Consider the following 26,554-nt stretch of genomic DNA (forward strand, 5'->3'; position numbering starts at 1 on the left):
AGTACGGAAGAAGTGACGGTAACGGTAAATGTAACTCCGCAAAATGATGAGTATACACCAACTGGAATCCCTCAAGAAGTGGACAATGGACACGTACCAGATCCAGAAACAAGTGTAACCAAAACCGGCTTACCAGAAGGCACAACTGTTACATGGAAGACAAGGCCAGATGTCAGCACACCGGGCAGTCATCCAGGAGTAGCCTTAGTTCATTATCCAGATGGAACGGAAGATGAAGTAGAAGTCCCTGTCACAGTTAAGAAACAAAGTGACACCTTCAACCCAACGGCAAAAGAACCGAACCAAACGGTTCGTCACAACGAAGTACCAGATCCAGAGAAAAGTATTAATACCAATGACTTACCAGCAGGAACAAACTATAGCTGGTCAGAACAACCAGATACAAGTAAACCAGGAAGTAAGACAGGAAAAGTATTAATCACCTATCCAGACCATAGTACGGAAGAAGTGACGGTAACGGTAAACGTAACGCCACAAAAAGATGAATACACACCAACTGGAATCCCTCAAGAAGTGGACAATGGACACGTACCAAATCCAGAAACAAGTGTAACCAAAACAGGCTTACCAGATGGAACAACCGTCACATGGAAAGAAACTCCAGTTGTGAATACCCCAGGCAGTCATCCAACCGTAGCCTTAGTGACATATCCTGACGGAACAGTAGACGAAGTCACAGTGCCAATTACGGTTAAGGAACAAAAGGACACCTTCAACCCAACGGCAAAACAGCCAAATCAAACGGCTAAATATGGCAGTGAGCCAAGTGCAGAAGGAAGTATCAATACAGATGGCTTACCAAAAGGCACAACCTACACATGGGTAGAAAAACCAGATACAAATACAACACCAGGAAACAAACCAGGAAAAGTATTAATCACTTACCCAGACAATAGTGCGGAAGAAGTACCTGTAACGGTTGAAGTAACGCCACAAAAAGACGATTACAATCCACAGCCAAAAGCACAAACGGTGGATAACGGAACTGTGCCAAACGCAGAAGACAGTGTTGATAAGACAGGCTTACCAAGTGGCACAACAATCGCATGGAAAGATGGAAAAATTCCAGATACTTCAAAACATGGGGAGAAAAAAGGTGTTGTAACTGTAACGTATCCAGATGGAAGTACAGAAGATGTTAATGTTGTAATTACTGTGAATCCAGAAGATTTCAGTCCAGTAGTTCCGATGGAAAAAGTACCTGTGAAAAATCCTGAGAACTTAAGTCTAGAAGAACAAGATAAAGTGAAAGAAAAAGTGACAAAAGCAAATCCAGGAAAAGATGTAACAGTTGATTCAAAAGGAAATGTAACAATTACAGATTCGGAAACAAAAGTAAGTCATGAAATTTCTCGAGAAAAATTGGTATTTGCATATGCAAAAGGTGAGCCAGAAACTTCAGAAAACCCTGAATTTAATGGCGGAGTGAACGCACCAGATTCACCAATTCATGAAGTTCCAGAGTTTGCAGGTGGTGTCAATGGAGAACCGGAAACTCAAGAAATCTTGCCAGAATTTAATGGCGGAGCGAATACACCAAATTCACCAACACATGAAGTCCCAGAATTCAATGGAGGTGTAAATGGTGAGCTCCCTGATCCAGTAGAAGTATCTAAAATTCAACTGATGATCACCAAGTGGGTTGATGAAAATGGTAAAGAATTGAAACCAGCGGATGCCAAAGCACCAAAAGTATTAGGTGAAGCCAATGAAGCATTTGAACATGGTGAAATTGAAGGGTATGTATTTGTAAGAACAGAAACTAAAGGTGATGTTGCAACTCACATCTTCAGGAAAGTGAGTCCAGTTAGACCAACAGGTGACGGTCAACAAAGACCAGCTACACCATCTGATGATACAAATCCTAGACCGGATATTGCTACCCCTGCTGAGGTGCCAGCTACTCAACCGGCTGGACAACCAAGTCAAACAGTTGAAGTGCCTGCTCAATTGCAGAATGAAGTGTCAGAAACGAATCCATCCGTTTCTCAAACTCAAGCAGTATTGCCAAATACTGGTATACAAGAAGACCGTACTACAGGTGCATTAGGAGTTCTCTCTCTTCTTGGCGCATTTGGTTTGCTATTTGCCAAAAAGAAAAAAGACGATGAAGAGGAAGCATAAATAGATGATCTCATCTGATCCTTGGTAGTTTTCCTTACATGAAGTCTTTGTAAATCAAAAAGAACTAGAAACATCACTCATTTGTGAGAACTCTAGTTCTTTTTTCGTATTTCAAGAAGTAGTCATTCAATTGTTGATAAATTGACTAGTTTTTTGATATATAGGATTAAAAGTCTGTTTAAAAATAACGATTAGTGATGACTAGATCGCATTGACCAAGTCTTCCGCTTGTTTTTCAAGTGAGTTTAGGATTGTTTCTTCAAGAACCAATTTTCCGTCTGCCCAAGCAGAGTCATTAACACGTGCAGCAGTGAAATCACCAACGATTTGTGTACGGATAAATGGCAAGAGGTCTTTGTAAATAGCGAAGAGTTGATCGTGACCTGCATTGGCTACAGATGATACGGTGACAAACTTGTCTTGAAGGGCAGAAGCGCCACGTGTATCAGATAAGTCAAGGGCACGAGATAGCCAGTCCAGCAAGTTTTTCACTGTTCCAGGGATAGAGAAGTTGTAGACTGGGGAGAAGATCCAGATGGCATCCGCAGCGAGAACCGCTTCACGAGCAGTAGCTACAGCTGGATGAGTTGGAACTTCCAAATCTTGGCTGAAAAGAGGAAGGGCTGAATAATCAAGATAGCTAACTTCCGCTTTACCAGCAAGTGCTTTCTCAGCTTCGAGAGCCATTTGGTGGTTGAAAGAACCTTGACGTAGTGATCCGACGATAAATAATACTTTTTTAGACATGATGTGTCTCCTTTTTCTTAAATTTCCGAGAAGTCTCTCGTTGTTACGGAATATATTACAACAAAACAAAAGGACTTGCAAGAAATTTGCTCAGAGTTTATTTGAAAATTATAAAATTGCTGAAACTTAGTCACTTGCTACTGGAAAAGTAAGAACTGTTTTTTGGATTCTGGTTTGCTTTGAAGGAAGAAATAGAATTGGTTGCTTATACTCAATGAAAATCAAAGAGCAAACTAGGAAGCTAGCCGCAGGTTGTACTGGAGTACGGCAAGGCGAAGCTGACGTGGTTTGAATTTGATTTTCGAAGAGTATTCTTATATTCACTTGTAATAAAGTTTAATAGATGGTAAAATAGACGAGTGAAAAAAAGACAAAATAAAGCAAAAAATAATCTACTGTGGCAGTATGGTCTAGGGATGACGATTTTGTTTGTGGTTATCAGTGCTTCCTTTCTGTATCTAGTGTTTCTGAGTATGAAACCTTATCAAACAGCTAAAAGTGAAGGAGAAAAATTAGCTCAGCAGTATGCAGGATTAGAGCAGGCTGATCAGGTTGACTTATACAATGGCTTGGAATCCTATTATAGCGTTCTTGGTCGTAATAAAAAACAAGAAGCACTTGCTGTCCTGATTGGAAAAGATGACCATAAGATTTACGTTTATCAGCTAAATCAAGGTGTTTCACAAGAAAAAGCAGAAGCCGTTTCTAAGGAAAAAGGAGCTGGCGAGATTGACAAGATCACCTTTGGCCGTTATCAAGAAAAGCCAATCTGGGAAGTCAAGTCAGGCTCTGATTTTTATCTAGTAGATTTTGAAACAGGAGCATTGGTCAATAAGGAGGGCCTATGAAACTATCCAACCGTGTTTTAGAAATGGAAGAAAGTGTCACTTTAGCTAGTGATGCGAGAGCAAAAAAATTAAAAGCTCAAGGTAAGGATGTCCTTTTCTTGACCTTGGGACAACCAGATTTTCACACTCCTGAAAATATTCAGGATGCAGCAGTTAAAGCTATTCGAGAAGGACAGGCTTCCTTCTATACAGTAGCTTCAGGTCTACCAGAATTAAAAGCTGCGGTGAGTACCTACTTCGAGCGCTACTATGGCTATTCTGTCGCAAGTAACGAGGTTACCTTTGCTACAGGTGCCAAGTTCTCCCTCTATACTTTCTTTATGGCTGTAATCAATCCTTTAGATGAGGTTATTATTCCAACTCCATACTGGGTTAGTTATGGAGATCAGGTCAAGATGGCAGAAGGGATTCCAGTCTTTGTTCAAGCTAAAGAAGACAATGATTTTAAAGTCACGGTGGATCAACTAGAACTGGTTAGGACAGATAAGACAAAGGTTTTGGTTCTCAATTCACCATCTAATCCGACTGGTATGATCTATACTCGTGAAGAATTACTAGCTATCGGAAATTGGGCAGTTGAGCATGACATTCTGATTTTAGCAGATGATATATACGGTCGTCTTGTTTATAATGGAAATCAATTTGTTCCAATCTCAAGTCTATCAGAAGCAATTCGTAAGCAAACCATTGTGATCAACGGTGTATCTAAGGCATATGCTATGACGGGTTGGCGAGTTGGTTATGCGGTAGGTGATCCTGAAATCATTGCAGCTATGAGTAAATTGACGGGACAAACAACTTCGAATTTGACATCTGTTTCTCAATATGCGGCTATCGAAGCCTTAACAGGACCACAGGATTCTGTTGATATCATGCGTAAAGCTTTTGAGGAGCGTCTCAATACCATTTATCCGCTATTATGTGAGGTCCCTGGTTTTGAAGTCGTTAAGCCACAAGGAGCCTTCTATCTCTTTCCAAATGTTAAAAAAGCTATGGAGATGAAAGGTTATACGGATGTGACTGACTTTACAACAGCTATTCTTGAGGAAGTTGGTTTGGCACTCATAACAGGAGCAGGCTTTGGAGCGCCAGAAAATGTCCGCCTCAGCTATGCGACAGACCTAGAAACGCTTAAAGAAGCAGTTAAACGCTTGAAAGCATTTATGGAAAAATAAAAAAAAGAAAAGGAAAAATAATGACAAAACGTGTAACGATTATCGATGTAAAAGACTATGTTGGTCAAGAAGTGACGATTGGTGCTTGGGTTGCCAACAAATCAGGAAAAGGGAAAATTGCCTTCTTGCAATTGCGTGATGGAACAGCTTTCTTCCAAGGTGTGGCCTTTAAACCAAACTTTGTAGAAAAATTTGGTGAAGAAGTAGGACTTGAGAAGTTTGATGTTATCAAACGCTTGAGCCAAGAAACGTCTGTTTATGTGACAGGAATTGTCAAAGAAGACGAACGTTCTAAGTTTGGTTATGAGTTGGATATTACAGACATCGAAGTGATCGGTGAATCTCAAGATTACCCAATTACACCAAAAGAACACGGAACAGACTTCTTGATGGACAACCGTCACTTGTGGCTTCGTTCTCGCAAGCAAGTAGCAGTGATGCAAATCCGTAACGCGATCATCTACGCAACTTATGAATTCTTTGACAAGAACGGCTTCATGAAGTTTGATAGCCCAATTCTTTCAGGAAATGCGGCAGAAGATTCAACAGAACTCTTTGAAACAGACTACTTCGGTACGCCAGCCTACTTGAGCCAATCAGGTCAGCTTTACCTAGAAGCAGGTGCTATGGCACTTGGTCGTGTCTTTGACTTTGGTCCCGTATTCCGTGCTGAAAAATCAAAAACGCGCCGTCACTTGACTGAGTTCTGGATGATGGATGCAGAGTACTCATACTTGACACACGATGAGTCGCTTGACTTGCAAGAAGCTTATGTAAAAGCTCTTCTTCAAGGTGTTCTTGACCGTGCGCCTCAAGCTTTGGAAACCTTGGAACGTGATACAGAGCTCTTGAAACGCTACATTTCAGAGCCATTCAAACGCATCACTTATGATCAAGCCATTGACCTCTTGCAAGAGCATGAGAATGATGAAGACGCTGACTACGAACATCTTGAGCATGGTGATGACTTTGGTTCACCACACGAAACTTGGATTTCAAACCACTTTGGTGTGCCAACATTTGTCATGAACTATCCAGCAGCCATCAAGGCATTTTACATGAAACCAGTTCCTGGCAATCCAGAGCGCGTGCTTTGTGCAGACTTGCTTGCTCCAGAAGGCTATGGAGAAATCATCGGTGGATCTATGCGTGAGGAGGACTACGATGCCCTTGTCGCTAAGATGGATGAACTTGGCATGGATCGTACAGAATATGAATTCTACCTTGATCTTCGTAAATACGGTACAGTTCCACATGGAGGATTTGGTATCGGTATCGAACGTATGGTAACCTTTGCAGCAGGAACAAAACACATCCGTGAAGCTATCCCATTCCCACGTATGTTGCACCGTATTAAACCGTAAATAAATATATAAAAGTAAAAGGTCAAATTGGCCTTTTATTTTTTATGATGAAATTACACAAAACAGCGATTGATATATATATATATATATAGAAAATCCTCATATTTTGTACATAAACGTAGACAGTTTAGTTGAAATAATGTTATAATGTAAATTAGGGATTAAGTACCTAAGTGTAGCTGCTTTAATGTATAAATTAAGCTGGAAATGGAGGCGTTGTTTAAATACTTGGGTGTAGTTCCGCAATTAAAATTTATTTAAAAAGGAGATAATATGTATTCAAGAATGGACAAATACCACGGACAAAAGGTCCAACGCTTTTCAATCCGTAAGTATAGTTTTGGAGCAGCATCAGTAGCTGTAGCAGCTTACATGATGTTTGGTGGTGCAGCAACTGTTCACGCAGAAGCACCTTCAACAACTACAGTAACAAACGAACAAGTAAATCCTGATGCTGGAAATCAAGCAGATTCAAACAAGTCTCAAGCTTCAACATACACTGCTACGCCAACTGTGGCTACACCAACAGCTGAGCAACCAGCAGCCCCAGCTCCTGAGGCAGCACCAGCAGAAACACCAAAAGCTGCAGAAGCACCAACTGAAACACCAAAAGTTGACACAAGCAAGTTGGAAGCAGCTATTGCTCGTTTAGAAGCAGCTTTAGAAAAAGCAGCATCAACTGAAAAAACAGCATCAGCAATTGAGTCTGCAAAAGCAGAATTAGCAAATGCAAAAGCTGTAGCTGCAAATGAAGCTGCAACAAAAGAAGAAGTAGCAAAAGCTACATCAGCAGTAAACGGAAAGGCTTTCGTTGTTGAAAGTATGCCAAAAGCAACTGCGGAAAAGAAAGAAGAAAAAGAAAACAAAAACCAAGATCCACGTAATGGACAAGCCATTCCTGGACAAGGTGAAAGTGGATTTAGAGCAGTAGATACAACTGCAGCTAATTCAGCAGAAGAAGCAACTAAATACAAAGGTGTAAGAGATGCTGCTTTAACTGAATTACAAGCAAATATTGCTAAAGTTCAAGCTAAACTTGATGCAGAAAAAGCAAAAGATGCGAATAAAAAAGACCAAGCAATAATTGATACTTACACAAAAATTATTGAAAAAGCTAACGGCGTAGTAACTAAAGCAAACGCAGCAGATGTAACATCAGCTCAAGCAATGAGCCAACAAGCAGAAGCAGTTAAATCTGAACGTGACTTATTAGCTTTTTACTTATCAGGAAAAACTGAATTAGGCGCTCCAGCAAGTGAAAACCATGCTGGTTACGGTAACAACCCTGCTAACGGTGTCTTTGAAAGCTTAAGAAAAGGTTTCGGAGACAAAGTAACATTCACTGATGCTGATAAAAAATCAGAAACAATTGCTACTCAATATGAAAGTGGACGTGACATTACTAATAAAGTAAACAATGTTCCAAATGCAAAAGATCCAATCGGTAGTGCAACCTATAACTGGCAAGAAAAAACTATTACGAAATCCGACGCTGAAGCAGGCGTTTTAAACGGTTGGAAAATTGAAGTTGGTGAAAAAGTAAATGCTGTTAAACCTCTTGATGTAACAAATGTTACAGATAAAGATGGAAACCCAAGTACTCGTGAAGTTCCAAAATCAAAAATCTATTCAAACGATGGCGAATTGAAAAAATATCAAACATCAGGTGAAAATAGTTATGTTAATGGTAGTGGTGCTGTTCCTTCAGTAACTCCAACAATTGATGTAATGAGAAAAAATGCCTTTGGTGAAGTGAAGGACCGTGATTACTACCTAGAATTAGGAAGTAAAGGGACAACACTTTCAAAAGAATTCGATGTTAATGGAAATTCACGACTAAATGTTAACTTAATTCACAGTGCTGCGTATGGTGGTACTACAGCTACTTCTGCAGGTGAAAGAGTTAAATTAACAATCGTAGATGCGTTCACTGGTAAAGAAATCAAACCAGTTGATGGTAAAAATGGACCATTAACAACAGAACAAGCTGCTTTGGCTGCTAATGGATGGAACCACTTAGACCGTATTTATGATATTCCAGCGGAAACTACAAAAATTAAAGTGTTAATTGAAGCAGGAAGTCAAGGAACAAATAGTTTAATTAATGACAATAACATCAATATTAAAGATGGTTACTTAATCGGTGGTATTGGTATTGCAACTGCACCAGCTGCTGAAGTAGTAACAAACGTTCGTTCAGATGGTAAAACAGGTGAATACGGATATACAAAAGATACAATCTATGATAAAGGCCAAAAAGGTAACTTTGACATTACAATTAAAAACACTGGTGGAATGAATATTGACTACTATGCTGCATCAAATGTTGAAGTAACAGTAGAAGTTCCTAAAGGTGTCGTATTAGAAGATAAAATCTACAATGCAAACGGTGGATCAAACTGGTTAGGAAATGTTTGGGCAAATACTATTAAATGGGTTCCAAATGATCCAAGTGATAACTCAAAAGGTGGAAAATTAACGTACAACGTACCAGCAGGAAACCGTATGGCTGCTGCAGAGACAAACTCTCGTACAACAAGTATTCCATTTACAGCTGCAGATAACTTCGTAGGACCAGCTGACTTTAAAGTAACAGTTAAGAGTGGTTTCGGAGACACAGATGCTGAAGGTAACAGACTTTACTCTTATACTGCAAATGGATTAAAACCAGCTTATGAAAATGAATTTAACCGTAATGGTTTAGCAGATTCAGATAATCCTGATTACAAATATGGTAAAGTAATCTTTATCAATAGTTTACAAACTAACTCAGTAATTACAGTACCAATTAACACTAACGATGATCAATTAAAAGCAATTGCTTATGCGAAAGCTCAAGAAGCGATTAAATCTCCAGAATTTACAAAATTATTAACAGACGTTACTGGTACAGCTGCATTAGGTGATTCTAATGGTTCAACTTTTGTTAATAAATATGATATCGCAATTACGAAAGTTGCTGAAGATGGACGTGGTGTTGTTAAAGTACCTGTAACTTATACAGTAGATGGTAAAACTTATGAAACAACAGTTGATATCGAAGTAAACGTTGTAGAATCTAAGACAAAACCTATTGTAGTATTTGAAGGTGATAAAATTACACCTGCTAGCGTTAAAGAAAAAGTTGAGCCAAGTGAAATTGATGGTAAAAAAGGTACAGCTAATGAACCAAAAGCAACTGATATCTTTAAAACGGATGGAAAAGCTGGAGAGTCAGGATTAAAAATTCCAACAACAGTTACTCACAATGTAGATGGAACTGAAGTTACAGAAAATGTAACAGTACCAGTTACTGTTCTTCCTAGAACAGAAGGTGAAGTTGACGTACCTAAAGGAGCTACTCCAGATAAAGTTAAGGATACTTTAAAAGCTAAAGCAGAAGAGTTAATTAAAACTCCTGACTTCCCTGCAAAAGTGCCAGAAGGATATACAGTTACTGTAGGAGAAGTTCCTGAAATTCCTGCTGATATTGCTAATAAAAAAGGTGAACCAGTAGTTGTAAAAGTTCCAGTAACATTTACATCACCAGACGGAACAACGTATACTTCAGAAATTCCAGTAACAGTAAATGTTAAAGGTTCAGAAGTGAAACCTGTATATGTTGTAGAAGGAAATCAACCAAAACCAGCTGATGTTAATGAAGCAGTTACACCTGATAAAGGTGGAGATTTAACTCCTGTAACTGAAGCTGACATCAATAAAGACGTTCCTACGGATAAAGTTAAAGTAGGAGCAACTGATTTGTCAGTTAAAGCAACTGTTAAATACCCAACTGGTGATGAAAATGTAGACGTTCCAGTTAAAGTATTACCAAAAGCAACACCAACAGGTGTAACAGTATTGAAAGATACTGATGACACAGCTCTAACTAATGCTGTAAAAGAAAAAGCGAATGAAGCAGTAAGTAAATTAACAAACTTACCAGCTGGAATTACTGCATCACTAGATGAAAGAGAAACTTCTTACACATTACCAAAAACAGATTCAAATGGGGACAAAGATACAGTTCCTGTAAAAGTATTATACAAAGATGATAAAGGTAATGTAGTTGGTGAAGATACAATTAACGTACCAGTTAAAGTAGTAAGCTCAACACCAAAACCAGTAGTCGTATTCGAAGGTGAAACACCAAAATTAGATAAAGATTCAGTAACACCAGGTGAAGGGGGAACAGTTGGAGAACCAACAACAGTTCCATCTACAAAAGATAAAGCTGGAGCTACAGATGTAACAGTTGATGTACCAGTAACTTACGACAATGGCAAAGTAACTGAAACAGTTAAAGTTCCAGTAACAGTATTACCAAAAGCAACAGCTGATGTAACAGTAGTTAAGAATACTACTCCAGATAAACTGAAAGAATTAGCAAAAGATAAAGCTAAAGAAGCTGTTGAAGCAACAGACTTCACATCTAAATTACCAAAAGGTGCAACAGTAACTGTTGGCGATGTGACTGAAGATGTATTAGCTAAAATAACAGCTGAAAAAGGTACAAACACAGGAACTGTTAATGTGCCAGTAACCTACACAGTTGATGGAAAAGATTACACAACTACAATCCCAGTAACAGTAAATGTTAAAGGTTCAGATGTAAAACCTGTATACGTTGTAGAAGGTGATAAACCAAAAGCTGAAGATGTAAACAAAGCAATCACTCCTGATACAGATGGAACTAAAACACCTGTAACTGATGAAGAAATCAACAAAGATATCCCAACAACTGAAGGAAAAGTAGGTTCACCAGATGTTAAAGTTACTACAAAAGTAACATATCCTAACAATGTTGAAGAACCAATTACAGTACCAGTAACAGTATTACCAAAAGTTAAACCAGAAGGTGTAACAGTACCAAAAGATGCTGATAAGACTGAATTAGCAAAAGTTGTTAAAGAAAAAGCTGAAGAAGCAGCTAAAAAACTTAATGGTCTTCCAGACGGTGTAACAGTTACAGTAACAAGTGTTGAAACAACTCCTGGAACAGATAAAACAGGTGAACAAACACCAGCAACTGTAACAGTTGAATACAAAGATAAAGATGGAAATAAAATCACTAAAGTGATTGAAGTACCAGTAAATGTTGTATCTTCAACTCCACCAGCAGTAGTAGTATTTGAAGGTGACACACCAAATTCTGAAGAAATTAAGAAAGGTATTGAACCTGGTAAAGGTGGAACAGTAGGAGATCCTACAAAAGTTCCATCTACAGTAGGAAAAGCAGGGGACAAAGACGTTGAAGTTGAAGTACCAGTAACTTACGAAAATGGTAAATTTAAAGAAAACGTTAAAGTTCCAGTAACAGTATTACCAAAACCAACAGCAGGTTCAGTAATTGTACCAAAAGACCTTTCAGAAAAAGAATTAAAAGATAAAGTTGGAAAAGATGCAGAAAATGCAATTAACAACGAAGAATTCAAGAAAAAACTTCCTGAAGGAGCAACTGTTAAAGTTGATTTAACAAATGTTACAGTACCAAAAACTTCAACACCAGGAAAAGCTGGAGAAGTAGAAGTACCAGTGATTTACACTGTAGGTGGTAAAGAGTACAAAACAACAGTTAAAGTACCAGTAACAGTGGTTGAAGGTAAAGAACAACTTGTGCCAAAAGGTGATACTCCAGATCCAAAAGATAACATTACTCCAGGAAATTACCCAGAAGGAGCTACATTCGAATACGATACACCAGTAGATACTTCTAAACCAGGTAAAAAAGAAGCTGTTGTCATTGTTAAGGATAAAGATGGTAAAGAAATTGTACGAGTTCCTGTAGTAGTGAATGTGGTAGAACCAAAAGTTACACCAATCATTGTTCCAGAAAGAACTAAATTAACTAAAGAAGATGTACAAAAACACATCGAAATCCCAGGAGTAACTGGATGGGAAATCGTAGGGGAACCAGAACTTCCTGAAACATTCCCTGCAGGTGTAAGACCATCAGCAACAGTGACTGTTAAATTACCAAATGGTAAGACAATTAAGGTTCAAGTACCAGTAATTGCTACTCCAACTGTAACACCAATCGTTGTACCTCAAGGAACACCGATTACTAAAGAGGATGTTGAGAAACACGTTGATATTCCTAAAGAATCAGGATGGGAAATCGTAGAAGTTGGAGAAATCCCAACAACAGAAACACCAGGAGACAAAACAGGTGTTAAAGTGAAGGTGAAATTACCAACTGGAGAAGTAATTGAACTAGAAGTACCAGTAAAAGTAACTCCTAACAATTCATTAATTCCTCAAACAGAACCATCACCAGCAACTCCAGCTCCACAAACACCACAGACTCCACAACCTGCTGGACCAACTGCTCCTGAACAGCCTGTAACTCCTACGGAACCAGGACAACCAGCAACACCTAATCAAACTCAACCAGCGGCACCAGCTCAAGCAGACACAACAGTAGCAACTGACACAACTGCTCAACCAGTATCTGCGACAACTGCTAAACCAGCAACACCTAAATATGTTGAAGGTCAAAAAGAATTGCCTAACACTGGTACAGAAGATCATGCTAGCCTAGCAGCACTTGGACTTCTTGGAGTATTGAGTGGATTTGGTCTTGTGGCACGCAAGAAAAAAGAGGACTAAAAACTTATAGTTTTTGAGAAGATGATTCGTCATCTTCTTTTTTTGGCTTTTTGTCAACTGTAGTGGATTGAAGAAAAGCGGCTATATCTATAGGGGATTTACCCGCTACAAATAGTACATCTCAGAAATAGTATAAATTTATTTTTGAGATGATGCTTAATCGTCTTTAGTTATGTATTTTTATGCAATATATATATATTCAAGTATATGTGAAAAGAGTCTGATGATATTAATTTTTTGTACCTACGACACAGAAATAATATAAATAAATCGAATATAAACGAGACATATTTATTGACGAGTTAATTTTATTTATGATAGAATAATATAGTTGTTTTTATAAAACAAACATATAGATTTATATGTAATTTTAGACTTTTAGATTGAGATAAAAAGGAGAAACCATGTATTCAAGAATGGAAAAATACCATGGTAGAAGAGCCCAGCGCTTTTCTATTCGTAAGTATAGCTTTGGTGCCGCAAGTGTTCTATTGGGAACAGCACTTGTTTTAGGTGCTAATGGAGTACAAGCTGAGGAGACTGTAGCAGTAAATCCGGCTACTTCTGAACTATCAAATTCAGATAAAAATCTTTCGGGTTCGACTTTGTCAACACCTGTTGTTGAAGAACTTCCAGAATTAAAGATTGATGATGTAAAAGCAGAAGAAAAAACTGAAGCTAAGGAAGATGCTAAAACTGCAGCAACACCTGTAGCAGAAAAAGAAGTTACTGAAGCGACTGCAGATAAAACTGATAAAAAATTAGAAACAGACGTAAAAGAAAAATCGGATAAAGAGCAATCAGACAAAAAAGAAGCAGATAAAGAAAAAACTAACAAAGAAACATCTGAAAAAGTTGAAACAGAAAAAGCACAAGATGATGTTAAGACAGTTCTTACTCAATTGACTTCAGAAGCTGATGTTATGGCAACAGTAGCATCAAACTTCTCAGATAAAGAAGTGAAGGATGTTGAATCTAAACAAAAATTGTCAGCTGCAATTGCTGCTGTTAAGCTTGAAGCAGTAGCATCTAAAGGTTTGCTTTCATCTGATGCTTCTAAAGATCAGATGGTAGCCCAAGTAAACCGTCTTTCAGCTGCCATCGAAGCAGTCTATGCTGAAATGAAGCGTGCAGGTCATGCAGGTAAAGTAGAAGCAGTATTGGCTGATACTGCGTCAAAAATTACAGGTAAAGATGTTCTTAAAGACGGAGAAACAGTTAATGCTGTAACAAACGCTTATGTTGAGATGAATGCTGATAACACTAGACCTACAGGATGGGGATTTGATACTACTATTAGTACATCTACACTTAAAGCAGGTGATGTTACAAAGATTGAACTTACTAACTTAGCTGAGTTGGGTAGTGGTTTGGCAGTAAATTCGGAAATCAGAGCGACAGATGGAACAGTAGTTGGTAAAGTTAAATCTATCGATTTTAAAACAACTACAGGAAATAACAATAACAAATCTGTACCATATTGGGCGCAACGTACACAACGTGGTATGACTTATGATCAGCGTGTTGCTGAGCAGCCAGCGGTAGCTAACGAAACTGGAACATACACTTATAATATCGAGTGGAACGATAAAGTAAAAGACTATCCTAATGTGTCGTTTGGAGCAAGTAACTTATCAGGTGATGGTTATTTAGCACCAGAAATTTCAAAAGATACACCTTATACTGCAACTATTAAAATTGATGGGCGAACAGTCCTTGAACATACTTATACAAGAAAAGGACAGAAAGCTAACTATCAAAAACAAGGGACGAGTGCATCTCTAAGTGAAAACAATGGATTGAAATACCTTAACAATGAGCAAATAAGTAGAAGTGATTCAATCGTATTAAAAACTGATTCAGATGTTCGTTATGGAGTAGGATCTAAATTTACTATTAAACTTCCAAATGCAGATTTTACTGAATTTAAAGAACTTGAAGGAAGTTCTAACTTTGTAAATGGATTAAATACAGCGTCTACTATTAACCCTAATAAAGGAGATAGTATTACATATCGTCCAGCTAGTCGATGGGCTAATGTTAAAGCTAACGAAAACAACGTTTGGATTCTAAACGATGGTCGTGATAGTGGGTTCACACTAACACCTAGATTAATCTCACCAACTGAGTTAGAACTTACAGTTACAGAAGGTGCTATTCAAGAAGGTTCTGTAGTTTCTATGCCTTTACAATCTTTAGGTATTGAAAAAGTAGTAAAAGATAAAACTTTAACAAGTGAATATGCTAATATTACTTATGAAAATGGATTAATTAAAGAAGGTTATGTAGGAAACGATAAAACTGCAGCAACTCTTACTGTATCAGGTGGAGAATCTGTTAACGGTGAAAAAGAAGACGTTGCAACTACAGTGCCAAACGGTTGGAGTGTTGTAGGTGATGGTAAAGTTCAAGGTGAGCCGCCAACAGGAGCTGTTGTTAGAACATTCAAAGATTTAGTGACAGGTGAAGTTATAGGTTTTGAACCAACAAGATATACAGGGAATATTCCTTTAAGTGAAGATGGTTCAAAAGATTATACTAATGTACTTGGAAACAAATATGATGTAAGTAATGATCCCGTAGACTTAGTTAAAGAAGTTAATGGAGAAGAATACATTCTTGCAGACCTTCCTGCTGAAAATGCTAAAGGGACACTAAGTGTTACGAAGACAAGAGCAAGAGATTTATATTCTGAAGAAGAATTAAAAGCTAAAGGTATAAATGGATCTGCATTTGTTACCCCAGCAGAGTATGATTATGTTAAGAAAACAAAAGTAGAAGAAGTAAACCGTACAATTAAATTTGTATACGCTGATAATGTTGCAGGCTTAGCGAGTACAGAAGTATTCCCATCACAAAAACAAACTGTAAGCTACACAGGTTCAATCAAGTTAACTGCAGAAGGTAAAGCGGTAATTAACTCTAATGACAGACCAGTTTATATTAACTGGAAAGGAACTGATGGACAAAGCACTGATCTTCCAGAACTTGCAGTACCTCAAAAAGAAGGCTACATCGCAAGTGTAGAAAAAGTTCCAGTACAAGCAACAACAGCTACAGATGAAGATTACGAATATGTTGTTAAATATACAGCAATCCAAAAAGCGAAAACAACATTTGTAGACGAAAAAGGAAATGCAATTCCAGGAGTAGCTGAAATTACAGAACAAGGTGGATCAGAAACTCCATTAACAAAAGAAGCTGATGTTAAAGCTAAAATCAAAGAACTTGAAAACAAAGGCTATGAATTAGTATCTAATACATACCCAGAAGGTGGTAAGTTCGATACGGATAAAGATACAGATCAAGAGTTCAAAGTAATACTTAAACAAAAAGAAGTTACAGTAACACCAGATCAACCAAAAACACCAGGAACTCCAGTAGATCCAAACAACCCAGACGGACCTAAATACCCAGCTGGCTTGGAAGAAAAAGATCTAAACAAAACTGTTACACGTACGATCACTTATGTGTACGAAGATGGAACTCCAGTGTTAAATGAAGATGGAACACCAAAAACAGTAACACAAGAAGCTACATTCACACGTGAAGCAAAAGTGAACTTGGTAACAGGAGAAGTTACATACGGAGACTGGACACCAGCACAAGACTTAGCTGAAGTTAAATCACCAGTAGTTAAAGGATACTTAGCTGACAAAGCAAGTGTTCCTGTAGTAACTGTAACTGGAGATTCAAAAGATACTACAGAAGTAGTAACCTACAAACCAATCGGTTCATGGATTCCAAACATTCCAGGACAACCAACAAATCCAATCAAGTATCCAAATAATCCAGATGATCCAACAAAACCAGGTAAACCAACAGAAACATTACCATACGTAGAAGGATTCACACCTAAGGATAAAGATGGAAATCCACTTAAACCAGTAGATCCAAACAACCCAGAAGAAGGATATGAAGTACCAAATCTTCCATCAGATCCAAGTCAAGACACTCCAATCGACTATGTAAAAGATACGCAAAAAGCGAAAACAACTTTCGTAGATGAGAAAGGAAATCCAATTCCAGGTGTTGACGCTATTACTGAAGAAGGCAACTCAGATACACCACTTACAAAAGATGCTGAAGTAAAAGCTAAGATCAAAGAACTTGAAAACAAAGGATATGAATTAGTATCTAATACATACCCAGAAGGTGGTAAGTTCGATAAAGATAAAGATACAGATCAAGAGTTCAAAGTAACACTTAAAGCTAAAGAAGTTACAGTAACACCAGATCAACCGAAAACACCAGGAACTCCAGTAGATCCAAACAATCCAGATGGACCTAAATACCCAGCTGGATTAGAAGAAAAAGATCTAAACAAAACAGTAACACGTACAATCACATACGTATATGAAGATGGAACTCCAGTGTTAAATGAAGATGGAACACCAAAAACAGTAACACAAGAAGCTAAATTCACACGTGAAGCTAAAGTCAACTTGGTTACAGGTGAGGTTACATACGGAGACTGGTCAGAAGCTGAAGACTTACCTGAAGTGAAATCACCAGTAGTTAAAGGATACTTAGCTGATAAAGCAACAGTACCAGCTACAAAAGTAACTGCAGATTCAGAAAATACTAAAGAAGTAGTAACCTACAAACCAATCGGTTCATGGATTCCAAACATCCCAGGTCAACCAACAAACCCAATCAAGTATCCAAATGATCCAACAGATCCAACAAAACCGGGTCAACCAACAGAAACATTACCATACGTTCCAGGATTCACACCAGAAGATAAAGATGGTAATCCGTTGAAACCAGTAGATCCAAACGATCCAACTAAAGGATATGAAGTTCCAAGTATCCCAACAAATCCAGGTGAGGATACACCAATTAACTATGTAGCTAACAAAGCTAACTTGGTAGTTAAATATGTAGATGAAAATGGGAAAGAACTTCTACCAACAGAAACTAAAGAAGGTAAAGTTGGTGATGAGTACTCTACAAGTGGAAAAGTTATTACTGGCTATGTATTGGACCGTGTAGAAGGTGAAGCTAAAGGTAAGATTGGAACAGATGGAACAACAGTAACATATGTTTACAAACCACTTGGTTCTTGGATTCCAAACATTCTAGGTCAACCAACAAACCCAATCAAGTATCCAAATGATCCAACAGATCCAACAAAACCAGGACAACCAACAGAAGTGTTACCATACGTTCCAGGATTCACTCCAGAAGATAAAGATGGCAATCCACTTAAACCAGTAGATCCAACAGATCCATCAAAAGGATATGTAGTACCAAACATCCCAACAGATCCAAGTCAAGATACAGTAATTAACTACGTAGCCAACAAAGCAAAATTAGTAGTTAAATACGTAGATGAAAATGGAAAAGACTTAATCCCTGCAGAAACAACAGAAGGAAAAGTGGGAGATGAGTACACAACAACTGGAAAAGTGATTCCAGGATACCTACTTGTTCGTGTAGATGGAGATGCTAAAGGTAAGATTGGAACAGAAGGTTCGACAGTAACATACGTGTACAAACCAATCGGATCATGGATTCCAAATATCCCAGGTCAACCAACAAATCCAATCAAGTATCCAAATGATCCACAAGATCCAACCAAACCAGGAAGTGATAAACCAGTTCTTCCATACGTACCAGGTCATACACCTGTAGATGGAAATGGTCAACCACTTAAACCAGTAGATCCAAACGATCCAACAAAAGGATACATCACTCCAGATGTCCCAACAAATCCAGGTGAGGATACACCAATTAATTACATTCCAAATGTAACTCCAAATGGGGATCAGAACGGTTATACTCCACAACCAAAACCGCAACCTGAACAAGTTGTGACTTACTATGTAGACGAAAATGGTAAAGATATCGCACCAAGTGAAAAAGGAGCACAAGCTCCAAAAGGAATTTCAGGTTACGAATACGTAACAACTACGAAAGACCCTAATGGAAATCTTGTACATCATTACAAGAAAGTGGCAACACCACAACCTGTTCCATCAACACCAGAGACTTCTGAACAACCAGTAGCTCCAGTGCAACCGGAACAACCAACAACTCCAACCCAACCTGCTGTTCCAACACCAGCTGAAACATCAGTAGCAACTGATTCAGCTACTCAACCAGCAACACCTAAATATGTTGATGGTCAAAAAGAATTGCCTAACACAGGTACAGAAGCTAACGCTAGTCTTGCAGCGCTTGGACTTCTTGGAGCCCTAGGTGGATTTGGACTTCTTGCTCGCAAGAAAAAAGAAGACTAAAAACTCATAGTTTTTGAGAAGATGATTCGTCATCTTCTTTTTTTATTTCGGTGTTTTTACTTGCGTAAAAAATTTTTTTCTAGTATAATAGTTTATTGTGAGCGAACCTCACTTACCCCTTGCAAAGTCTTGGGGTCATTAGACCAAAAGGAGGAACATATCAATGGCTAAATACGAAATTCTTTATATTATTCGTCCAAACATTGAAGAAGAAGCTAAAAACGCTTTGGTAGCACGTTTTGACTCTATTTTGACTGACAACGGTGCAACTGTTGTTGAATCAAAATCTTGGGAAAAACGTCGTCTTGCATACGAAATCAAAGATTTCCGTGAAGGACTTTACCACATCGTTAACGTTGAAGCAAACGACGATGCAGCTCTTAAAGAGTTTGACCGTCTTTCAAAAATCAACGCTGACATTCTTCGTCACATGATCGTCAAAACTGACGCTTAAGAAGGTAAACTATGATTAACAATGTTGTACTTGTAGGGCGTATGACACGTGACGCTGAGTTGCGTTATACCCCATCAAATGTAGCAGTTGCGACTTTTACTCTTGCAGTAAACCGTACATTTAAGAGTCAAAATGGCGAACGTGAGGCTGATTTTATCAATGTCGTTATGTGGCGCCAACAGGCTGAAAACCTTGCTAATTGGGCTAAAAAAGGCTCACTTATCGGGGTGACAGGTCGTATCCAGACTCGTAGTTACGATAACCAGCAAGGACAACGTGTCTACGTGACAGAGGTCGTGGCTGAGAATTTCCAAATGTTGGAAAGCCGTAGTGTGCGTGAAGGTCACACAGGTGGAGCTTATTCTGCACCAAGTTCAAACTATTCAGCGCCTACAAATTCAGTACCAGACTTTTCACGTGATGAAAATCCATTTGGAGCAACAAATCCATTGGATATTTCAGATGATGATTTACCATTCTAATGGACAACTAAAATTATAAAGGAGAAAAAACATGGCTCAACAACGTCGTGGCGGATTCAAACGCCGTAAAAAAGTTGATTACATCGCAGCAAACAAAATTGAATATGTTGATTACAAAGATACTGAGCTTCTTAGCCGTTTCGTTTCAGAACGTGGGAAAATCCTTCCTCGTCGTGTAACAGGAACTTCAGCTAAAAACCAACGTAAAGTAACAACAGCTATCAAACGCGCTCGCGTAATGGCTTTGATGCCTTTCGTAAACGAAGATTAAAAAAGAGGTCCGGGTGGACCTCTTTTTCAGACCCGGTTGGGTCTTTTTTTCACGAGCCTTGAAATGATAGAGCGAGTTTGGGTCCAGTGGACCTCTTTTTCATGAGCTTGAAAACAAGAAAGCGAATTAAGACCCCGACGGGTCTTTTTTCACGAGATAGTTTTTTTCTGACTTTGGCGTGCTATAATGGTAATAGAAAGAGTAAAGGTGGGTAAGTCAAAGATGAATTGTACGATTAGAAATATGATTAAGTCTGATATTGAATCCTTATCTCATGGTTTTATGAATCAAGGTTGGCATGGTAGAGAGGAAATTTTGGCTAGATATTTTCTGGAACAGGAAAGTGGGGAGAGAGAAGTCTTAGTTGCAGAGATTGATGGTGCTGTAGCGGGCTACGTTACTATTTTGCCCTCTGCTAAACATGGTCCTTTTGCAGAAGTCTATCCAGAATTATCAGATTTTAATGTGTTTGATCCTTTTCGAAATCAAGGGATTGGGAATCAACTGCTAGAAGAAGCAGAAAAACGAGTCAAGTTTGTTTCGAGTAAGGTCACTCTTGGTGTAGGTTTGCACTTAGGCTATGGCCCTGCCCAGAGATTGTATATCAGACGGGGCTACATTCCAGATGGGACAGGTGTGTGGTATAGAAATAAACCGCTAGAAATGGGTGCAAGTTGTCAAAATGATAATGATTTAGTTTTATACTTATCCAAGGACTTACAATAAAACGGGAAACTTTTTGAAAATAGGGGATTTAGCTACTTTATGGTATAATGGAAAGAGCTAGATTGAAAGAGGTAGTGAGATGGATGCCAAATTAAGATATAAGGCAAAGAAGATTAAGATTGTCTTTTTTGATATTGATGATACATTGCGAAATTCTAAAACCGGTTTTATTCCAGCTTCAATCCCAACTGTTTTTAAGCAATTACGTGAGAAAGAAATTTTGACAGGTATTGCTTCTGGACGAGGGATTTTTGGTGTCGTTCCAGAGATTCGTGAGCTCAATCCTGACTTTTTTGTGACCTTAAATGGGGCCTACATTGAAGATAAAAAAGGTCGGGTTATTTATCAACATCAGATTGAGAAGTCAGATGTTGAAGAGTATATCTCTTGGGCTAAGGAAGAAGGAATTGAGTATGGTTTGGTTGGGAGTCATGATGCTAAGTTATCGACTCGCACCGATATGATTAGTGAGGCTATCAATCCAATTTACCCTGATTTGGATGTAGATCCTGATTTCCATGAAAAAGAAGATATCTATCAGATGTGGACTTTTGAGGATAAGGGAGATGACTTGCACTTGCCTGATAGTCTCTCAGACAAACTTCGCATGGTTCGTTGGCATGAGCATTCGTCTGATATTGTGCCAATTTCAGGTTCCAAAGCGACGGGGGTGGAAAAGGTTGTGGAACACCTTGGCTTGAAACCAGAGAACGTCATGGTTTTTGGAGATGGCCTCAACGACTTGGAACTCTTTGATTATGCTGGAATCAGCGTTGCAATGGGAATTTCTCATGAAAATATCAAAGAAAAAGCAGATTTTATTACAAAAACATTAGAAGAAGATGGCATTTTTGATGCCTTAGAAGGATTTGGTATGGTAGAAAAAGAATTGCATTTCCCACAAGTAGATATTGAAACAGTAGAAGGTCCTCTTGCGACTATTAAGACCAATCACGGAGACTTGCGTATCAAGCTCTTCCCTGAACATGCTCCTAAAACAGTGGCTAACTTTGTAGCTCTTTCAAAAGATGGCTACTATGATGGTGTCATTTTCCACCGTATTATCAAGGACTTTATGATTCAAGGTGGAGACCCAACTGGAACTGGTATGGGTGGCGAGTCAATCTACGGTGAATCATTTGAGGATGAATTCTCTGAAGAACTTTACAATATCCGTGGTGCCCTTTCTATGGCCAATGCTGGTCCAAATACCAACGGCAGCCAGTTCTTTATCGTGCAAAATCAACATTTGCCTTATTCTAAGAAAGAAATTGCTCGTGGTGGTTGGCCAGAACCGATCGCAGAAATCTATGCCAACCAAGGTGGAACCCCTCACCTAGACCGACGTCACACTGTATTTGGTCAGCTAGCTGATGAAGCTTCTTACGCTGTCTTGGATGGCATTGCTGCTGTTGAGACAGGGGCTATGGACAAGCCAGTTGAAGATGTCGTGATTGAAACAATTGAAATCGAGGACTAAGATGAAAATCGGTGATAAGCTAAAGGGCCGTATTACAGGGATTCAGCCCTACGGTGCCTTTGTTGAGCTAGAAACGGGTGATACGGGGTTGATTCACATTTCAGAGATTCGGACAGGCTTTATTGAAAATATCCAAGAAGCCTTGAAAGTCGATGAAGAGGTTCAAGTTCAAGTAGTGGATTTAGATGAATTTACAGGGAAAGCCAGTCTTTCTATCCGCACTTTGGAGGAAGAAAAGCACCAGTTTCCAAGACGGAGACGCTTTTCAAGCGATCGTTTTAACTATGGCTTTGCTCCTCTCGAACGAATGATGCCAATTTGGACCAAGGAAGCCCTTCAACATTTGAAGAATCAGAAACACTAGTTAGAAATTTCTATCTTTTGTAATGTTAATATAAATTTGCTATAATAAGACCATGGAAGAAGAACAATTATTAAAATCAGGAGAGCGCATTAACCAGCTCTTTTCGACAGATATTAAAATCATTCAAAATAGAGAGGTTTTTAGCTATTCGGTGGATAGTGTTCTCTTGTCACGTTTTCCACGTTTTCCTAAAAAGGGCTTGATAGTGGATTTCTGCGCTGGAAATGGAGCAGTGGGGCTATTTGCTAGCACTCGGACTCAGGCACAGATTTTGGCTGTTGAGATTCAGGAGCGTTTGGCAGATATGGCTGAGCGCTCTGTCCGTTTGAATGGTTTGGAAGAGCAGATGGAGGTCATCTGTGATGATTTGAAAAATATGCCTGCTTACATTCAGGGAAGTAAGGTGGATATGATTTTGTGTAATCCGCCCTATTTCAAGGTGGATCCTCATTCCAATCTGAACGAGAGTGAACATTATCTCTTGGCTCGCCATGAAATTACGACTAATTTGCAGGAAATCTGTCGCAGTGCCCAGAGTATTCTTAAATCGAATGGACGCTTGGCCATGGTTCATCGTCCTGATCGGCTTTTAGATATCTTGGACAGCTTACAACGGCATAATCTAGCCCCTAAGCGCCTGCAGTTTGTTTATCCAAAAAGAGAAAAGGAAGCCAATATGCTTTTGATTGAGGCCATCAAGGATGGCTCGACAAGTGGCTTTAAGGTCTTGCCACCTCTCATTGTCCACAATGATGATGGCTCTTATACGCCGGAACTTGAAGAGATTTATTATGGATCATAAGGCTTATATGTACGTGCTGGAGTGCCGTGATGGATCTTACTATACAGGCTATACGACTGATGTGAAGAGACGCCTCGCTGTCCACAGTAGTGGGAAGGGAGCCAAATACACACGAGCACGCTTGCCAGTCAAACTTATCTATGCTCAAGGTTTTGCCAGTAAGGAAGAAGCCATGTCAGCTGAAGCCCTTCTCAAGCGTAAGAAGAGGCCACAGAAGGAGCAATTTTTATCTGAAAATCAAGATAGAAATTTACTTAGTCATTTTGAACAATTGTGAGGAGTCCTTTGACTCCTCTTACTTTTGTCAAAAAGCGAAAAAAATGCTACAATAAAGAGAATAAACAAAATGAGGTATTATCATGTCTAAGATTCTAGTATTTGGTCACCAAAATCCAGACTCAGATGCCATCGGATCATCTGTAGCCTTTGCCTATCTTGCAAAAGAAGCTTACGGTTTGGATACGGAAGCTGTTGCCCTTGGAACTCCAAATGAAGAAACAGCCTTTGTCTTGAACTATTTTGGTGTAGAAGCACCGCGTGTCATCACTTCTGCTAAAGCAGAAGGTGCAGAGCAAGTTATCTTGACTGACCACAATGAATTCCAACAATCTGTATCAGATATCGCTGAAGTAGAAGTTTACGGTGTTGTAGACCACCACCGTGTGGCTAACTTTGAAACTGCAAGCCCACTCTACATGCGTTTGGAGCCAGTTGGTTCAGCGTCTTCAATCGTTTACCGTATGTTCAAAGAACATGGTGTAGCTGTGCCTAAAGAGATTGCTGGTTTGATGCTTTCAGGTTTGATTTCAGATACCCTTCTTTTGAAATCACCAACAACACACCCAACAGATACAGTCATTGCTCCTGAATTGGCTGAATTGGCTGGTGTCAACTTGGAAGAATATGGTTTAGCTATGTTGAAAGCTGGTACAAACTTGGCTAGCAAATCTGCTGAAGAATTGATTGATATCGATGCTAAGACTTTTGAATTGAACGGAAATAATGTCCGTGTTGCTCAAGTAAACACAGTTGACATCGCTGAAGTATTGGAACGTCAAGCAGAAATTGAAGCTGCAATGCAAGCCGCTAACGCAGCAAATGGTTATTCTGACTTTGTCTTGATGATTACAGATATCGTCAACTCAAACTCAGAAATCCTAGCACTTGGTGCTAACATGGACAAGGTTGAAGCAGCCTTCAACTTCAAACTTGAAAACAATCATGCCTTCCTTGCTGGTGCTGTTTCACGTAAGAAACAAGTGGTACCTCAATTGACTGAAAGCTTTAATGCTTAAGATTTTGAGTGTTAATTCAAATTAGGAAAGGCTAGTTTGCCTTATATCGAAAGGAGTTTCGGCTCCTTTTTTTCTAGGAGTGAAGCATGTTAGAAAATGGCGATTTGATTTTTGTGAGAGATGAGTCAGATATGGGACAGGCCATCCAGACTTCCACAGGCAACTATAACCATGTTGCGATTTGTTTGGATGGGATGATTTACCACGCTAGTGGACAGGATGGTGTTGTCTGTCAGGAACCAGTAGACTTCTTTGAGTCCAATCACTTGTACGACCTCTATTTCTACCCAGAAATGGATATCCAGTCTGTGAAGGAAAAAGCTTGCAAACATCTAGGAACACCCTACAATGCTTCTTTCTATCCAGCTGGACCTGGTTTCTACTGTTCCCAGTACATGGCAGAAATCCTACCGATTTTTGAAACGATTCCCATGAAATTTGGAGATGGGGAGCAGGAGATTAGTGATTTTTGGAGAGAGTATTACAGAGAACTAGGTCTGCCTGTTCCTTTGAACCAAGCTGGGACCAATCCTAGTCAGTTGGCAGCATCGCCTCTGTTAGAATGTAAAGAAAGGAATCTTCATGATTCAGATTTTTAATCCATCTCGTTTGACGAGACAGCCATTTTTTAGAGAATTGATCCGCTATCTGGACCAGCATGAGGATGTGATTTTGCGAGAAATTAAGGCTCAATTTCCAGATGTGGCAGTTGATAAACTCATGGAAGAGTATATAAAGGCAGGTTTGATTCTACGAGAAAATAAGCGTTATTACCTTAATCTTCCTATGCTTGAATCACTCGATAGTCTCAAACTGGATCAAGAGATTTTTGTCAGCGAAGATAGTCCGGTCTATCAAGCCTTGTTAGAGCAGAGGTTTGAGACGGAATTACGAAATCAAACCAATGCAGCTATTTTAGTTGAAAAGACAGATTTTGCGAGATCAACAATGACTCTTTCCAATTATTTCTTCAAGGTCAAACATCAGTATCCTTTGACAGAAAAACAGCAGGAACTTTACGACATTTTGGGAGATGTTAATCCTGAGTATGCTCTCAAATATATGACGACATTTTTACTAAAATTTCTCAAAAAAGACCAGCTTATGCAGAAACGCCGTGATATCTTTGTGGATAGTTTGGTCGTCCTAGACTATATTGTCCAAAATGAAGAGGGGAAGTATGAGTTGACCGTCGATTTTGACAAGGAGAGATTAACTTTCTACTTAGCGTGAAATTTTGTTTCTGAGCACATTGTTTGACTTTCCTTAGGATTAAGTATAAACTATATGTAACCGGTAACACATATCGGAATAAACTAAAGGAGACAATCATATGTCACTTGAAAACAAATTGGAACAAGCAACAGGCGCTATCAAAGAAGGATTTGGTAAAGTTACTGGGGATAGCAAGACTGAAGCAGAAGGCGCTGTAGAAAAGACAGTTGCTAAGGCAAAAGAGGTAGTTGAAGATGCTAAAGGTGCTGTAGAAGGTGCCGTTGAAGGTTTGAAAAACGCTTTTAAATAAAAATAGAAAAAATCAAGGGTTTCATTTCCCTTGATTTTTTACT

19 protein-coding genes are annotated in these 26,554 nt (G+C 38.9%); 18 read left to right on the forward strand and 1 reads right to left on the reverse strand.

Going from position 1 to position 26,554, the window contains the following annotated elements; all coding sequences use genetic code 11:
- Window positions 1–2,145: SIALI-17 repeat-containing surface protein (locus ACLNCW_RS08600; RefSeq protein ID WP_424846021.1), on the forward strand; the 2,145-nt coding region annotated here is incomplete at its 5' end.
- Between the two features lie 201 nt (window positions 2,146–2,346).
- Here the strand turns inward: ACLNCW_RS08600 and ACLNCW_RS08605 are convergent.
- The gene (locus ACLNCW_RS08605) at window positions 2,347–2,892 is read right to left on the reverse strand and encodes an NADPH-dependent FMN reductase (RefSeq protein WP_424846023.1); all 546 of its coding nucleotides are present in this window, start codon (window positions 2,890–2,892) and stop codon (window positions 2,347–2,349) included.
- A 359-nt stretch (window positions 2,893–3,251) separates the two neighbouring features.
- Between ACLNCW_RS08605 and ACLNCW_RS08610 the strand changes: the two genes are divergently transcribed.
- The 17 genes from ACLNCW_RS08610 to ACLNCW_RS08690 all read left to right on the forward strand — a co-directional run bounded on the left by ACLNCW_RS08610 (window position 3,252) and on the right by ACLNCW_RS08690 (window position 26,511).
- Window positions 3,252–3,740, forward strand: coding sequence for a cell wall elongation regulator TseB-like domain-containing protein (locus tag ACLNCW_RS08610; protein WP_424846025.1), 489 nt, complete (start codon window positions 3,252–3,254; stop codon window positions 3,738–3,740).
- Entirely contained in the window at window positions 3,737–4,915 is a 1,179-nt protein-coding gene (locus ACLNCW_RS08615; RefSeq protein ID WP_424846027.1) for a pyridoxal phosphate-dependent aminotransferase, read from the forward strand. Before ACLNCW_RS08610 ends, ACLNCW_RS08615 begins: the two co-directional genes overlap by 4 nt.
- A gap of 20 nt (window positions 4,916–4,935) precedes the next feature.
- Window positions 4,936–6,279, forward strand: coding sequence for an asparagine--tRNA ligase (gene asnS / locus ACLNCW_RS08620; RefSeq protein WP_033677725.1), 1,344 nt, complete (start codon window positions 4,936–4,938; stop codon window positions 6,277–6,279).
- Window positions 6,280–6,552: 273 nt separating this feature from the next.
- Entirely contained in the window at window positions 6,553–12,867 is a 6,315-nt protein-coding gene (locus ACLNCW_RS08625; protein WP_424846029.1) for a YSIRK-type signal peptide-containing protein, read from the forward strand.
- A gap of 404 nt (window positions 12,868–13,271) precedes the next feature.
- Window positions 13,272–19,112 (forward strand): mucin-binding protein, encoded by a 5,841-nt coding sequence (locus tag ACLNCW_RS08630; protein WP_424846031.1) that lies wholly within the window; start codon window positions 13,272–13,274, stop codon window positions 19,110–19,112.
- 163 nt (window positions 19,113–19,275) lie between these two features.
- Window positions 19,276–19,566 carry a 30S ribosomal protein S6 gene (gene rpsF / locus ACLNCW_RS08635; RefSeq protein WP_001151778.1) on the forward strand — a complete coding sequence of 97 codons (291 nt, stop codon included), beginning with the start codon at window positions 19,276–19,278 and terminating at the stop codon, window positions 19,564–19,566.
- Window positions 19,567–19,577: 11 nt separating this feature from the next.
- The gene (ssbA, locus tag ACLNCW_RS08640; protein WP_000609602.1) at window positions 19,578–20,048 is read left to right on the forward strand and encodes a single-stranded DNA-binding protein SsbA; all 471 of its coding nucleotides are present in this window, start codon (window positions 19,578–19,580) and stop codon (window positions 20,046–20,048) included.
- A gap of 31 nt (window positions 20,049–20,079) precedes the next feature.
- Window positions 20,080–20,319, forward strand: coding sequence for a 30S ribosomal protein S18 (rpsR, locus tag ACLNCW_RS08645; protein WP_000068664.1), 240 nt, complete (start codon window positions 20,080–20,082; stop codon window positions 20,317–20,319).
- 222 nt (window positions 20,320–20,541) lie between these two features.
- A complete protein-coding gene (locus ACLNCW_RS08650; protein ID WP_269795210.1) occupies window positions 20,542–21,045 on the forward strand; it encodes a GNAT family N-acetyltransferase in 504 nt (167 codons plus the stop codon).
- Window positions 21,046–21,124: 79 nt separating this feature from the next.
- A complete protein-coding gene (locus tag ACLNCW_RS08655) occupies window positions 21,125–22,525 on the forward strand; it encodes a bifunctional Cof-type HAD-IIB family hydrolase/peptidylprolyl isomerase (protein ID WP_269795211.1) in 1,401 nt (466 codons plus the stop codon).
- A 1-nt stretch (window position 22,526) separates the two neighbouring features.
- Window positions 22,527–22,889 (forward strand): S1 RNA-binding domain-containing protein, encoded by a 363-nt coding sequence (locus ACLNCW_RS08660; RefSeq protein WP_049501048.1) that lies wholly within the window; start codon window positions 22,527–22,529, stop codon window positions 22,887–22,889.
- A 52-nt stretch (window positions 22,890–22,941) separates the two neighbouring features.
- Entirely contained in the window at window positions 22,942–23,691 is a 750-nt protein-coding gene (locus tag ACLNCW_RS08665; protein WP_000390769.1) for a tRNA1(Val) (adenine(37)-N6)-methyltransferase, read from the forward strand.
- Window positions 23,681–23,968, forward strand: coding sequence for a GIY-YIG nuclease family protein (locus tag ACLNCW_RS08670; protein ID WP_049501049.1), 288 nt, complete (start codon window positions 23,681–23,683; stop codon window positions 23,966–23,968). The genes ACLNCW_RS08665 and ACLNCW_RS08670 overlap by 11 nt, the downstream gene beginning before the upstream one ends.
- Window positions 23,969–24,050: 82 nt before the next feature.
- On the forward strand, window positions 24,051–24,986 hold the full coding sequence (locus ACLNCW_RS08675; RefSeq protein WP_049516428.1) for a manganese-dependent inorganic pyrophosphatase: 936 nt from the start codon (window positions 24,051–24,053) through the stop codon (window positions 24,984–24,986).
- 86 nt (window positions 24,987–25,072) lie between these two features.
- Window positions 25,073–25,585 carry a YiiX/YebB-like N1pC/P60 family cysteine hydrolase gene (locus tag ACLNCW_RS08680; RefSeq protein ID WP_000892239.1) on the forward strand — a complete coding sequence of 171 codons (513 nt, stop codon included), beginning with the start codon at window positions 25,073–25,075 and terminating at the stop codon, window positions 25,583–25,585.
- Window positions 25,569–26,219 (forward strand): DUF1803 domain-containing protein, encoded by a 651-nt coding sequence (locus ACLNCW_RS08685; RefSeq protein WP_424846036.1) that lies wholly within the window; start codon window positions 25,569–25,571, stop codon window positions 26,217–26,219. Before ACLNCW_RS08680 ends, ACLNCW_RS08685 begins: the two co-directional genes overlap by 17 nt.
- A gap of 100 nt (window positions 26,220–26,319) precedes the next feature.
- On the forward strand, window positions 26,320–26,511 hold the full coding sequence (locus ACLNCW_RS08690) for a CsbD family protein (protein WP_000051184.1): 192 nt from the start codon (window positions 26,320–26,322) through the stop codon (window positions 26,509–26,511).
- Window positions 26,512–26,554: the final 43 nt, after the last annotated feature.

It is taken from the genome of Streptococcus sp. CL6.22, assembly GCF_049738055.1.
Taxonomy (GTDB): Bacteria; Bacillota; Bacilli; order Lactobacillales; family Streptococcaceae; genus Streptococcus; species Streptococcus mitis_DJ.

Coding starts and splice junctions, on each gene's coding strand:
- ACLNCW_RS08605 (WP_424846023.1), bottom strand. CDS start 2,892: ATGTCTAAAAAAGTATTATTTATCGTCGGATCACTACGTCAAGGTTCT.
- ACLNCW_RS08615 (WP_424846027.1), top strand. CDS start 3,737: ATGAAACTATCCAACCGTGTTTTAGAAATGGAAGAAAGTGTCACTTTA.
- asnS (WP_033677725.1), top strand. CDS start 4,936: ATGACAAAACGTGTAACGATTATCGATGTAAAAGACTATGTTGGTCAA.
- ACLNCW_RS08625 (WP_424846029.1), top strand. CDS start 6,553: ATGTATTCAAGAATGGACAAATACCACGGACAAAAGGTCCAACGCTTT.
- ACLNCW_RS08630 (WP_424846031.1), top strand. CDS start 13,272: ATGTATTCAAGAATGGAAAAATACCATGGTAGAAGAGCCCAGCGCTTT.
- rpsF (WP_001151778.1), top strand. CDS start 19,276: ATGGCTAAATACGAAATTCTTTATATTATTCGTCCAAACATTGAAGAA.
- ssbA (WP_000609602.1), top strand. CDS start 19,578: ATGATTAACAATGTTGTACTTGTAGGGCGTATGACACGTGACGCTGAG.
- rpsR (WP_000068664.1), top strand. CDS start 20,080: ATGGCTCAACAACGTCGTGGCGGATTCAAACGCCGTAAAAAAGTTGAT.
- ACLNCW_RS08650 (WP_269795210.1), top strand. CDS start 20,542: ATGAATTGTACGATTAGAAATATGATTAAGTCTGATATTGAATCCTTA.
- ACLNCW_RS08655 (WP_269795211.1), top strand. CDS start 21,125: ATGGATGCCAAATTAAGATATAAGGCAAAGAAGATTAAGATTGTCTTT.
- ACLNCW_RS08660 (WP_049501048.1), top strand. CDS start 22,527: ATGAAAATCGGTGATAAGCTAAAGGGCCGTATTACAGGGATTCAGCCC.
- ACLNCW_RS08665 (WP_000390769.1), top strand. CDS start 22,942: ATGGAAGAAGAACAATTATTAAAATCAGGAGAGCGCATTAACCAGCTC.
- ACLNCW_RS08670 (WP_049501049.1), top strand. CDS start 23,681: ATGGATCATAAGGCTTATATGTACGTGCTGGAGTGCCGTGATGGATCT.
- ACLNCW_RS08675 (WP_049516428.1), top strand. CDS start 24,051: ATGTCTAAGATTCTAGTATTTGGTCACCAAAATCCAGACTCAGATGCC.
- ACLNCW_RS08680 (WP_000892239.1), top strand. CDS start 25,073: ATGTTAGAAAATGGCGATTTGATTTTTGTGAGAGATGAGTCAGATATG.
- ACLNCW_RS08685 (WP_424846036.1), top strand. CDS start 25,569: ATGATTCAGATTTTTAATCCATCTCGTTTGACGAGACAGCCATTTTTT.
- ACLNCW_RS08690 (WP_000051184.1), top strand. CDS start 26,320: ATGTCACTTGAAAACAAATTGGAACAAGCAACAGGCGCTATCAAAGAA.